This window comes from Curtobacterium sp. RM9 (assembly GCF_054956955.1).
Genome location: NZ_CM143271.1, coordinates 716,055 through 727,069, shown reverse-complemented (window position 1 = coordinate 727,069; position 11,015 = coordinate 716,055). Strand labels below are relative to the sequence as shown.

Sequence of the window (11,015 nt, the reverse complement as noted above, 5' to 3'; positions counted from 1 at the left end):
GATCAGCCCTTGGCCGCGGCCTGGTTGGTGGTCTCGACGATGTCCTTCGCGCTGCCCTTGCCGGCGAGCAGGTCGACCACGCTGGTGTTCAGCGCGTTGCCGACGTTCTGGCCGTACAGGGTGTCGAGGTACTGCGAGACGAACGGGGCCTCCTGGTAGGCGGCGAGGGCCGACTTCAGGTAGTCGGCGTCGACGACGCCCTGCGCGTCCTTGTTCACCGGGATGGACTGGAACGCCTTGTAGTAGGCCTCCTGGTTGTTCTTCTGCACGATGAAGTTGAGGAAGTCGGTGCACGCCTTCTTCGGGGCCTTCGCCGAGCAGGAGTTGCCGTCGACGCCACCCATCATCGACTTGGGGTCACCCTTGCCGCCGTCGATGGTCGGGAACGGGAACCAGCCGAGGTCGGCCAGCGGCTTCTGGTCCGGGGTGAGCGAGGAGATCACGCCCGGGTCCCAGGCACCCATGAGCTCCATGGCGGCCTTGTGGTTCGCGAGGAGACCGGCCGAGCTGCCGGCGCCCTGCTGGGCGGCGGTGGTGAGGAAGCCCTGGTTGAAGGGCTCGGTCTTGTTGAAGTCCTCGAGCTGCTCGCCCGCCTTGGTCCAGCAGGCGTTGTCGAACTTCAGCGACTTCGCGGTGTCGGTGAGCGTCTTCTCGCTGCACTCGCGGAGCGCGAAGTTGTAGTACCAGTGCGCGGCGGGCCAGGCGTCCTTGGCGCCGACGGCGACCGGGTCGATGCCCGCTGCCTTGAGCTTCGAGACGTCGTCGTTGAACTCGTCCATCGTGGTCGGGGTGCCCTCGATGCCGGCCTGCTTGAAGAGGTCCTTCGAGTACCAGATGCCCTCGGGGAGCACGGCGCCCGGCATCGCGTAGGTCTTGCCGTCCTTCTCGTAGCCCGAGAAGGTGCCCTTGCTGATGGACTGCTTCGCGTCGGCGCTGATGGAGTCGGAGATGTCCATGAGCTGCCCGGCGGCGATCATCGCGTCCATCTTGCCGCCGCCACGCTGCAGGAAGATGTCCGGGCCGTCGCCGGAGTTCAGGGCGGTCTGGAGCTTGCCGTCCAGGTCCTCGTTCTGGATCGCCTGGACCTTGATGGTGACGTTCGGGTACTTGTCCTCGAACGCCTTCACGGTGTCGGCCCAGTAGGCCTTGCCCGGTCCGGTGGTGGAGTTGTGCCAGAAGGTCATCGTGACCTTGCCGTTCCCGTCGCCGTTCGCGGCATCGCTGCCTGCGGAGCAGCCGGCGGCCACCAGTGCTGTCGCCCCGACCAGCGCGATGGCTGCCGCGGCACGGATCTTCCTCGTCATCGTGGAACTCCTGTGTGTCGTCGTTGACTCGCAGCGACATCGGGTGCCGCTGCGGAGAGCGTGCCAGGCGGTCCATGGACTTGTCAATCGATATCGATAACGTTTTCTTTACCGTTCGAGGCATGACCGCAGCGGTACGGTGTGCACATGGACACGGCACTCGGAACGCGTCCCGGTGCCGGCCGGGTCACGATCGCGGACGTCGCGCGCGTGGCGGGGGTGTCGATCCCCACGGTGTCGAAGGTGATCAACCAGCGCGACGGCGTCGCCCCCGCCACGATGCTCCGCGTGCAGCAGGTCGTCGAGGACCTCGGCTACGAGACGTCCCTGGTCGCCCGCAGCCTGCGCAGCTCCCGCACCGGCGTGATCGGCATCCTCGTCACCGAGTTCGAACCGTTCTCCACCGAGCTGCTCCGCGGGATCTCGAGCGCCACGACCGGCACCGGGTACGAGCTCCTCGCCTACGCCGGACTCCTCACCGGCGTCGACCGCCCGGGCTGGGAACGTCGCTCGCTCTCCCGGCTGTCCGGCACGCTCATCGACGGCGCCATCGTCGTCACCCCGACCAGCGCGATGTCGAGCACCTCGATCCCCGTCGTCGCGATCGACCCGCACACCGGCCCTGAGGGGCACGCCACCGTGGACGCCGACAACGAGGGCGGTGCCGTGCTCGCGGTCGAGCACCTCATCGGCCTCGGGCACACCCGGATCGCCCACCTGCACGGCCGCGCCGACCTGGCGTCGGCGCAGCTCCGCGAGGCCGGGTACCGCACCGCGCTCGCATCCGCCGGGATCCCGTTCGACCAGCGACTCCTCCGCGACGGCGGCTACCAGGAGGACCAGTCGGCCGCGGTCGCGCGGGAGCTGCTCGCGGGCCCGGACCGACCGACGGCGGTGTTCGCGGCGAACGACTCGTCGGCCTTCGGCGTGCTCCGCGCCGCTGCCGAGCTCGGGCTGCGCGTGCCCGAGGACCTGTCGGTCGTCGGGTTCGACGACGTGCCGCAGGCGTCCACCACGACGCCACCGCTCACGACCGTGGTGCAGCCGCTCGCGGAACTCGGGGCGCAAGCGGTCGAGATGCTCCTCGCGATGCTCCGCGGTGACTCCGCGCCCGACCACGTCCGGCTCGCGACGACGCTCCGCGTCCGGCGCAGCACGGGTCCGGCGCCGACGGCCTGACCGGACGGCCTCCGGGCGGAGGCCCGCTGGATCGCCGGTGCCGGGTGCCGCCGCCGGATCGCCGAGGCCGGTGCCGCCGCGCGAGCGCGGACACCGAGCCGCCGGCACGGTCCGTCAGCGCCGCAGCGTCTCCTTCGGGTACTCCCCGAAGCGCGCCGCGTACGCCGCCGAGAACCGCCCGAGGTGCGCGAAGCCCCAGCGCCGCGCGACGTCGCCGACGGCCCCGGCCTGCGGCCCCGACAGCAGGAGCTCCTCGCGGACGCGGTCGAGTCGGACGTGCCGCAGGTAGGTGAGCGGCGAGACGTCGAAGACGCGCCGGAACGACTCCTGCACGCTGCGGACGCTGAGGCCCGACGCCGCCGAGAGGTCCTGGATGGTGACGACCTCAGCCGCGTGGGCCTCGATGTACTCCACCGCGGCCCGGAGCCGGGCGTTCCGGGGCAGGCCGAGCACCGCGGGCAGGTCGTCCGTGTGCGACGGGAACAGGTCGAGGAAGACGCTGGCGGCGGTCGCCTTGGCCTCGTGCCACGCGGCCGACTCCGGGCCACCGACCCGCAGCGCGCGCGCGAGGCCGGTCAGCGCCCCCTGCCACCGACGGGCGGTCTGCTCGTCCGGCTCCCGGCGGTGGTCGAAGCGCAGCTCCCGGTCGTCGAGCGGCTGACGGGCCTCGGCGATGCGGCGCACGTAGGCGCGGTCGAAGTGCACGAGCCGCTGGTCGTAGTCCGCGGTGGTGAACGCGAACTCCTGGTCGGTCGGGAAGAGCACGGGGGTCTCGAGCGCCATCGGCCAGCGCTCCCCGAGGACGTCGAGCGTGCCCGTGCCGACGCTGATCCACGTGATGACGTAGTCGCCCCCGGCGGGTACGAAGCCGGTGACCGAGCCGTGCATCTGCGACCGGCGGATGGTGACGTCCGAGTCACCGAGCGCGGTGTAGCGGTACTCGAACGGTTCGGTGGTCGCCGAGGCGGACCAGCGCCGCCCGGCGTAGACGCCCGCGAGGTCGCGGAGCGCGTCCTCGGGTCGCCGCCCGGCGAGCTCGAAACGGACGGGGACCGGGCGGCTGTCGGCCTCGAAGCAGTCGTCGATCAGGTCGCTCATGCCCCCACCTCCCGGTTCCGGTCTGTCCCGTTCGCGAACACGTCTTCGTTATCTGGATAAGGTCGGGGGGAGGGTGCGGCGTATCGTTGCGCCGGACCGGACAGCAGGGAAGGGGCGACCACGTGAGCGAGATCGACCTCACCGCCGCGCTCACACGGCTCGAAGCCGCGATGGGCGCGCTGCGCGGCCGTCTGCGAGAACGCCTCGGGATCAGTGGCGCCGACCTCACGGTGCTGCAGTTCGTGGCCCGGGCGGCCGCGGCCGAGCGATCGGTCCGCGTGAAGGACCTGTCCGAACACCTCGGCCTGACCGGTCCGGCGGTGACCGGCACGGTCGATCGTCTGGAGCGGGCGGGACACCTGTGCCGCGTGCCGAACCCCGACGACGGCCGCAGTCGGTTCATCGAGCTGACGGAGGACACCGAACGGGCGTACGCCAGCGCCATGGACAGCACGAACGAGCACCTGCACGAGCTCTTGTCCTCCTTCTCGGAACGGGAGCGGACGAAGTACGTCAAGGTCATCGACCAGGTGATCGAGGCCCTGGAGCACGGCGCACCGACTCCCTGACGGCAGAGTACGGGCGCGCACGAACCCCTCCGGCGGTTTGTCCATCATGCGCAGTTACGTAACTTCCCTACCTATCTTGCCGGACGCGTCGCCACCGGGTCCGTAGCGTCGGCAACGAATGCCCCCGATCGGGGGCCGCGGTACCCAGGGAGGGAAGATGGGCAAGTACGAGTCAGCACAGGGAGTCGACCCGGTGCGCATCGAGACGTTCCGTCGCATGCGGAAGCGGTGGAAGTTCGGCGATCTGCAGGAGACGGCCGCCGTCTACGACGACTTCTTCACGGACACCGCGCGAGACCCGCGTCGCCGCTGACGCAGGTGGACGCGACCGCAGTGACGGACGGGAGGCGCGGTGCCAGCTGGCACCGCGCCTCCCGTGCGTGACGGGTCGCCGTCAGCGACTGCGCACACCGTTCCGCACGGACCGGTCCGCACCGCGGACGGACGCCTCAGCGCGCAGCGGCGGGAGCGACCGACTCCGCGGTGCGCAGCACGCACGGCAGCAGGAAGTGCGGCAGGTCGGCGGAGGTGCCGTCGAGCTGGTCGATGAGGGCGTCCGCCGCCCGCACGCCGAGCTCACGACCGGGAGCGATCATCGTCGACAGCCGCGGGTAGTGCTGGTCCCCCGCAGCGGCGGACGACGCGACACTGAGCACCGAGACGTCGGCCGGCACGCGTCGCCCGGCGTCGAACAGGCCGACGAGCAGCCCCGCCGACGAGTCGTCCTTCATCACGAGGACCGCTGACACGTCCGGGTCCTCGTCGAGCAGGCGTCGGGCCGCGTCGCGCCCGCCCTCGCTCCCGGGACCGGCGTAGACGACACTGCCGGCGTACCCGCGCTCGGCGATCGACCGCGCGAAGGTCTGCTCGACGCGCAGGTGTGGCGCGTACCCGGCCATCGGCGTGCCCTCGAGGTTCTCGAGCACGAGGCCGAACCGTCGGTGGCCGAGGTCCGCGAGGTGGTCGAGGCCGTCCTCGATCGTCGTCTCGAAGTCGATGTCGACGAACGGCAGGCCGCTGCTGTCACGGGTGCGTCCGATGAGCGTGAACGGGACGCCGAGCTCGGACAGCTTGACGACGCGCGGGTCGTCCATGCGGACCTCCATGAGCACGACGCCGTCGACGAGTCCGCCGGACACGAGGTCGTCGAGGTCGTCCCCCGCGGGGTCGACGGGCCAGAGCACGAGGTGGTACCCGCGCTCGGACGCACGCTCCGCGGCGCTCATGAAGAACTCGGACGTCGTCGGACTGAAGCGGTTGCCCGTCGTCGGGAAGAGCAGCGCGATGATCCGGGTCCGACGGCTCGCCAGCGCCCGGGCGACGACGTTGCCGCGGAACTTCAGCTCGCGCATCGCCGCGGTGACCTTCGCGGTCGTCGCCGGGGTGACGTACTTCGTGCCGTTCACGACGAAGGAGACGGTCGCGATCGAGACACCGGCGCGGTCGGCGACCTGCTGCATCGTGGCCACGTCGCCTCCTCGGGCACCCGTCGTCGAACTGCCGCGACACCCGCGGCGAGCCTCAGCATAGACCCGCGATGAAACCAGAAAAGCGCTTTACAGGTGAAGCGCTTTTCTGTTAGCTTCTCGCCCCAGGACCACCGCGACGACGACGTCACCGGAGTCGTCACACCGCGTCCTCCCCCGCATCCGCGAAGAGAAGAGCAGTCGATGAAGCCTGGTTCCCGCTCCACGTCCCGCCGGACCCGTGCCCTGATGGGCGCAGCGGCGATCGCCGCAACGGTCCCCCTCGTCCTGGCCGGGTGCTCCGGCTCCGGCGCCGCCTCGTCCGGCGGTGGCGGCGGCAGCAAGACCCTCACGATCGAGGACTACTACGCCGAGAACTACGACGCCGTCTACCAGCAGTGCGCGAAGGACGTCGGCGTCTCGGTGAAGATCAACCACGTCGCCGGTGCCGGGCTCATCTCGAAGGTGCTGCAGCAGGCGTCGTCGCGGACGCTGCCCGACGTGCTCATGCTCGACAACCCGGACGTGCAGCAGATCGCCGCCTCCGGGGCCCTGTCGGACCTCGCGGACTACAAGCTGGACGCGGACGACGACGTCCCGGGCGTGAAGGGCGCGAACACGTACGAGGGCAAGCTCTACGGCCTGCAACCCAACACGAACTCGATCGCGCTGTACTACAACAAGAAGCTGCTCGCGGACGCCGGCGTCCAGCCCCCGAAGACGTGGGACGAGCTCAAGGCCGCCGCGAAGACGCTCACCAAGGGCTCGACGTACGGCTTCGCGATGAGCAACATCAACACCTACGAGGGCACCTGGCAGTTCCTGCCCTTCTTCTGGTCGAACGGCGGCGACGAGAAGGACATCGCGACGCCCGAGGCCACCCAGGCGCTGCAGCTCGTCAAGGACCTGCAGGACGACGGATCGCTGTCGAAGAGCTCGATCAACTGGGCCCAGGCCGACGTCAACAACCAGTTCATCGCCGGCAAGGCCGCGATGATGATCAACGGCCCGTGGCAGCTGCCGGCGCTCAAGGAGGCCAAGAACCTCGAGTTCGACAGCGTCCCGATCCCGACGCGCACCGGCTCCGAGACCGTCGCCCCGCTCGGCGGCGAGGCGTTCACCGTCCCGCAGACCGGCGACAAGGACAAGATGCAGCTCGCCGGCAAGTTCGTCGGGTGCCTCAACAACGACAAGATGCAGGCGGTCCTCGCCGGCGTCAGCGGCAACGTCCCGACCAACATCGAGGTCGGCAAGGCGTGGGCGAAGGACCACGCCGACGTCGCCTCGTTCGTGACGACCGTGCAGACGGCCCGTGCCCGCACCGGTGAGCTCGGACCGGACTGGCCCAAGGCCGCCACGAAGATCTACACCGCCGTCCAACTCGCCCTCACCGGCAAGGCCGACCCCGAGCAGGCCCTGAAGCAGGCCCAGTCGCAGGACCAGTAGTGGTCCGGGAGCCGGCCGCCTGCGCGACCGGCTCCCGTGACCGCACGGGAAAGGACCACACCGTGAGTGCATCGACACAGATCCGGCCCCGGGCGACGACGCCCGCGGCCCCCGTCCGCCCCGGTCAGCGACGCGCCCGCGTCCGCACCGGCATCACCCGCTGGGCGTTCGTCGTCCCGGCAGCACTGTTCGTGGCCGTCTTCTTCGGCTACCCCGTGGTGAAGAACATCGTGATGTCCTTCCAGGACTACACCACCAAGACCTTCTTCACGGGCGAGGCCCCGTGGGTGGGACTCGCCAACTACATCGCGGTGTTCCAGAGCGCCGTCTTCACGACGAGCGTGGTGAACACGGCCCTCTTCACCGCGGGCTCGATCGTCCTGCAGTTCGTCATCGGCCTCGGCCTGGCGCTGTTCTTCCGGCGGCACTTCCCGCTGTCGGGCTTCCTCCGCGGGCTCCTGCTGCTGCCGTGGCTGCTGCCGCTGATCGCGTCGAGCGCGGTCTGGAAGTGGCTGCTCGACCAGGACAGCGGCGCGCTGAACCAGCTGCTCGGCGCCTTCGGCATCGGCCCGGTGCCGTGGCTGGTGAGCCCGAGCCTCGCGCTCATCGCCGTGATCGGCGTCAACGTCTGGCTCGGCATCCCGTTCAACACGACCATCCTCTACAGCGGCCTGCAGTCGGTGCCGCCGGAGCTCTACGAAGCCGGCTCGCTCGACGGCGCCACGGGATTCAAGGCGTTCTGGTACATCACCTGGCCGAGCATCCGGTCGGTGGTCAGCGTCGTGATCGTGCTCGGGGTCGTCTACACGCTGAAGGTCGTCGACACCATCCTCGGCCTGACCGGCGGCGGCCCCGCGAACTCCACCCAGACCCTCGCCACGAACGCGTACCACCAGTCGTTCATCAACTTCCAGTTCGGCATCGGCGCCGCCGTGAGCAACGTGCTCATCGTCGTCTCGTTCGTCTTCGCGATGGTCTACATCGTGATCTCCAGGAAGGCGGTCGACGAATGAGCGTCGGACTCGCAGGCACCACCGTCACCGCGACGCGCACCATCACCACGGCCCGACGCGAGGGCAGCCGCCGACCGCGGCGCTCGGTCAAGGGCATCCCCTTCACCATCCTCGGGATCGTGTTCCTGGCGATCATGGTCTTCCCCGTCTACTGGATGGTGAACACGAGCCTGCAGGCCACCTCTGGTGCCGCGACGGCCACGTGGTTCCCGTGGAGCCCGACGTTCGCCGGGTACCGCGCGGCGTTCGCGCAGCAGGGGCAGAACTTCGTCTCGAGCATGATCATCGGCCTCGGCACGGTGGTCCTCACGCTCGTGATCGCGACCCCGGCGGCCTACGGGCTGGCGCGCTTCCGGATGCGCGGCACCCGGGCGTTCCTGCTCGTGCTGCTCATCACGCAGATGGTCCCGGGCATCGTGATCGCGAACGCCCTCTACACACTGTTCAACAACGTCGGGCTGCTGAACAGCTACCTCGGCCTGATCCTCGCGGACAGCGCCGTGCAGGTCCCCTTCGCGGTGCTCCTGATGCGGGCGTTCATGGAGTCCATCCCGCCGAGCCTGGTGGAGGCGGCGCAGGTCGACGGCGCGAGCGACCTGCGGGCCTTCGTGTCGATCGTGCTGCCGATCAGCCGGAACGCCATCGTCACCGCGGCGCTGTTCACGTTCCTCGGGGCCTGGGGTGACTTCCTCATCGCGCTCACCCTGACCTCCACCGACGCGGTCCGCCCGATCACGCTCGGCATCTACAACTACATCGGCTCGAACGTCACCGACTGGGGGCCCGTGATGGCGACGTCCGTGCTGGCATCGCTGCCGGCCGCCGTCCTCCTCATCGTCGCCCAGCGCTACATCTCGGCCGGAGCGCTCGGCGGGGCCGTCAAGTGACGACGCCCCCGACGAACCCCGGCACGAACCATCCCTCAGAGAGGCACACCATGACCGACACCCCGCTGCGCATCACCGTCTGGGGCGAGAACGTCCACGAGCAGGTCGAGCAGCACGTCGCCGAGCGCTACCCGGACGGCATGCACGGCGCGATCGCCGACGGCATCCGCGAGAACCTGCCGGACGCCGTCGTCCGCACCGCGACCATGCAGGAGCCCGAGCACGGCCTGACCGACGCGGTGCTCGCCGAGACCGACGTCCTGACCTGGTGGGGTCACGCCGCGCACGCCGACGTGGACGACGCCGTCGTCGACCGGGTGCACAAGCACGTGCTGTCCGGCATGGGCCTGGTCGTCCTGCACTCCGGTCACTGGTCGAAGATCTTCGGCAAGCTGATGGGCACGACGTGCACGCTGCGCTGGCGGAGCGAGCACGACCAGGAGCTCGTCTGGACCGTGAACCCGCAGCACCCGATCACCCGCGGCGTCCCGAACCCCATCGTCATCCCCGAGCAGGAGATGTACGGCGAGTACTTCGACGTGCCGACCCCCGACGAGCTGATCTTCATCTCCGGGTTCACCGGCGGCGAGGTGTTCCGGAGCGGCATGACCTACCGCCGCGGCTTCGGGAAGATCTTCTACTTCTCGCCCGGCGACCAGGACTTCCCGGTGTACCACCACCCGGACGTCCGCCGGGTCGTGGCGAACGGCGCCGAGTGGGCGCGGCCGGAGCGGGAGCGCGAGCTGCCGACCCTCCGCCGGTACGACCTCGGCGAGTACCACGACGGCCAGCACTACCGCGGCCCGTTCGACGACGCGCCCGTCGACGAAGAGGTCCCGGCATGACCGACCACGCCCCCCTGCGCGTCGTGCAGGTCGGCGCGGGCGGCATGGGCCGGGCCTGGCTCGCGACCGTCGCCGCGGACCCCGACGTCGAGCTCGTCGGCGTCGTGGACCTCGACCTCGACGCCGCCCGCGCCGGTGCCGCCGTCGCCGGGGACCCGTCGATCCCGGTCGGCACCGACGTCACCGCCCTCGCCGCCGAGACGGGTGCCGAGGCGGTCCTCGACATCACCGTGCCCGTCGCGCACCACCCCGTCACGGTCGCGGCGCTCGGCGCGGGACTGCCGGTCCTCGGCGAGAAGCCCGCGGCGCAGACGGTCGCCGAGGCGCTCTCCCTCGCGGCGGCGGCGGAGGTCAGCGGCAAGCTGTTCATGGTGAGCCAGTCGCGTCGGTACAACGACCAGCTCGTCGCCTTCCGGCAGCACGTCCGCGGTCTCGGGGGCGTCGGCGGCCTGAGCACACGCTTCGCGAAGGCCCCGCACTTCGGCGGTTTCCGCGAGGAGATGGACGACGTCCTGCTGCTCGACATGGCGATCCACGCGTTCGACTCGGCGCGCTACGTGCTCGAACGCGAACCCGTCTCGGTCTACTGCGAGTCGTGGAACCCGTCCTGGTCCTGGTACCGCGGTGACGCCGCCGCCGCGGCCGTCTTCGCGTTCGAGGACGACGTCCGCTACGTCTACGACGGCTCGTGGTGCGCCCCCGGGGCGGAGACGTCCTGGAACGGCGACTGGCGGGCGTCCGGCCCGCACGGCACCGCGCTCTGGGACGGCGACCACGACCCGTCGAGCGACCTCGACGGCACGCCGGGCACCCCGGACGCCGCACCCGGGGTCGGTCAGGAGATCGCGGGCGCGCTCGCGTCGTTCGTCCGGGCCGTGCGGACCGGGCAGGTCCCCGACGGCGAGGTGCACGGCAACGTGATGAGCCTGGTGATGGTCGACGCGGCGATCGCCTCCGCCCGGAGCGGGCAGCGGATCGTCATCGACGAGGTGCTCGAGCAGGCGCATGCGACGGCCCTCGCGGACGAGCGGGACGAGGCGGTGCGGGAGCGGCTGGCCGGGTGGAGCTCGGTGCGCGAGGTGCTCGCGGCGACCACCGCGGACCGCGCGCCGGTCGCCTGAGACCGGACCACACGGCGGACGGGAGGCGCGGTGCCAGCTGGCACCGCGCCTCCCGTCCGTCGTGTGGTCGCCCCCACGACCCGGCGG

11 protein-coding genes are annotated in these 11,015 nt (G+C 70.4%); 8 read left to right on the top strand and 3 right to left on the bottom strand.

Going from position 1 to position 11,015, the window contains the following annotated elements; genetic code table 11:
* Positions 1-2: 2 nt before the first annotated feature.
* Positions 3-1,304 carry an ABC transporter substrate-binding protein gene (locus ACY3FI_RS03525; RefSeq protein ID WP_462549366.1) on the bottom strand — a complete coding sequence of 434 codons (1,302 nt, stop codon included), beginning with the start codon at positions 1,302-1,304 and terminating at the stop codon, positions 3-5.
* Between the two features lie 147 nt (positions 1,305-1,451).
* Here ACY3FI_RS03525 and ACY3FI_RS03520 point away from each other — a divergent pair, with 147 nt between their 5' ends.
* Complete coding sequence (locus tag ACY3FI_RS03520) at positions 1,452-2,483, top strand: LacI family DNA-binding transcriptional regulator (protein WP_462549365.1); 1,032 nt, start codon at positions 1,452-1,454, stop codon at positions 2,481-2,483.
* A 114-nt stretch (positions 2,484-2,597) separates the two neighbouring features.
* Here ACY3FI_RS03520 and ACY3FI_RS03515 read toward each other — a convergent pair whose 3' ends face one another.
* Entirely contained in the window at positions 2,598-3,581 is a 984-nt protein-coding gene (locus ACY3FI_RS03515; RefSeq protein WP_462549364.1) for an AraC family transcriptional regulator, read from the bottom strand.
* A 122-nt stretch (positions 3,582-3,703) separates the two neighbouring features.
* On the opposite strand from ACY3FI_RS03515, the gene ACY3FI_RS03510 reads away from it, so the two are divergent.
* Together ACY3FI_RS03510 and ACY3FI_RS03505 are read left to right on the top strand one after the other, a co-directional pair.
* On the top strand, positions 3,704-4,150 hold the full coding sequence (locus ACY3FI_RS03510; RefSeq protein ID WP_462549363.1) for a MarR family winged helix-turn-helix transcriptional regulator: 447 nt from the start codon (positions 3,704-3,706) through the stop codon (positions 4,148-4,150).
* A gap of 157 nt (positions 4,151-4,307) precedes the next feature.
* On the top strand, positions 4,308-4,463 hold the full coding sequence (locus ACY3FI_RS03505; RefSeq protein WP_462549362.1) for a hypothetical protein: 156 nt from the start codon (positions 4,308-4,310) through the stop codon (positions 4,461-4,463).
* Positions 4,464-4,599: 136 nt separating this feature from the next.
* Here the strand turns inward: ACY3FI_RS03505 and ACY3FI_RS03500 are convergent, their stop codons facing one another.
* Positions 4,600-5,610 (bottom strand): LacI family DNA-binding transcriptional regulator, encoded by a 1,011-nt coding sequence (locus ACY3FI_RS03500; RefSeq protein ID WP_462550397.1) that lies wholly within the window; start codon positions 5,608-5,610, stop codon positions 4,600-4,602.
* Between the two features lie 210 nt (positions 5,611-5,820).
* On the opposite strand from ACY3FI_RS03500, the gene ACY3FI_RS03495 reads away from it, so the two are divergent.
* The 5 genes from ACY3FI_RS03495 to ACY3FI_RS03475 all read left to right on the top strand — a co-directional run bounded on the left by ACY3FI_RS03495 (position 5,821) and on the right by ACY3FI_RS03475 (position 10,928).
* Positions 5,821-7,062 (top strand): sugar ABC transporter substrate-binding protein, encoded by a 1,242-nt coding sequence (locus ACY3FI_RS03495; RefSeq protein ID WP_462549361.1) that lies wholly within the window; start codon positions 5,821-5,823, stop codon positions 7,060-7,062.
* A 62-nt stretch (positions 7,063-7,124) separates the two neighbouring features.
* On the top strand, positions 7,125-8,075 hold the full coding sequence (locus tag ACY3FI_RS03490; protein ID WP_462549360.1) for a carbohydrate ABC transporter permease: 951 nt from the start codon (positions 7,125-7,127) through the stop codon (positions 8,073-8,075).
* Positions 8,072-8,962, top strand: a complete 891-nt coding sequence (locus ACY3FI_RS03485) for a carbohydrate ABC transporter permease (protein WP_462549359.1) — start codon at positions 8,072-8,074, stop codon at positions 8,960-8,962. The genes ACY3FI_RS03490 and ACY3FI_RS03485 overlap by 4 nt, the downstream gene beginning before the upstream one ends.
* A gap of 50 nt (positions 8,963-9,012) precedes the next feature.
* The gene (locus tag ACY3FI_RS03480) at positions 9,013-9,807 is read left to right on the top strand and encodes a ThuA domain-containing protein (protein ID WP_462549358.1); all 795 of its coding nucleotides are present in this window, start codon (positions 9,013-9,015) and stop codon (positions 9,805-9,807) included.
* Complete coding sequence (locus ACY3FI_RS03475; RefSeq protein ID WP_462549357.1) at positions 9,804-10,928, top strand: Gfo/Idh/MocA family protein; 1,125 nt, start codon at positions 9,804-9,806, stop codon at positions 10,926-10,928. The genes ACY3FI_RS03480 and ACY3FI_RS03475 overlap by 4 nt, the downstream gene beginning before the upstream one ends.
* Positions 10,929-11,015: the final 87 nt, after the last annotated feature.

Excerpts from the sequence above, each read along its gene's own strand:
- ACY3FI_RS03475 (WP_462549357.1), top strand. The coding sequence starts at position 9,804 with ATGACCGACCACGCCCCCCTGCGCGTCGTGCAGGTCGGCGCGGGCGGC.
- ACY3FI_RS03505 (WP_462549362.1), top strand. The coding sequence starts at position 4,308 with ATGGGCAAGTACGAGTCAGCACAGGGAGTCGACCCGGTGCGCATCGAG.
- ACY3FI_RS03520 (WP_462549365.1), top strand. The coding sequence starts at position 1,452 with ATGGACACGGCACTCGGAACGCGTCCCGGTGCCGGCCGGGTCACGATC.
- ACY3FI_RS03495 (WP_462549361.1), top strand. The coding sequence starts at position 5,821 with ATGAAGCCTGGTTCCCGCTCCACGTCCCGCCGGACCCGTGCCCTGATG.
- ACY3FI_RS03515 (WP_462549364.1), bottom strand. The coding sequence starts at position 3,581 with ATGAGCGACCTGATCGACGACTGCTTCGAGGCCGACAGCCGCCCGGTC.
- ACY3FI_RS03500 (WP_462550397.1), bottom strand. The coding sequence starts at position 5,610 with ATGCAGCAGGTCGCCGACCGCGCCGGTGTCTCGATCGCGACCGTCTCC.
- ACY3FI_RS03525 (WP_462549366.1), bottom strand. The coding sequence starts at position 1,304 with ATGACGAGGAAGATCCGTGCCGCGGCAGCCATCGCGCTGGTCGGGGCG.
- ACY3FI_RS03485 (WP_462549359.1), top strand. The coding sequence starts at position 8,072 with ATGAGCGTCGGACTCGCAGGCACCACCGTCACCGCGACGCGCACCATC.
- ACY3FI_RS03480 (WP_462549358.1), top strand. The coding sequence starts at position 9,013 with ATGACCGACACCCCGCTGCGCATCACCGTCTGGGGCGAGAACGTCCAC.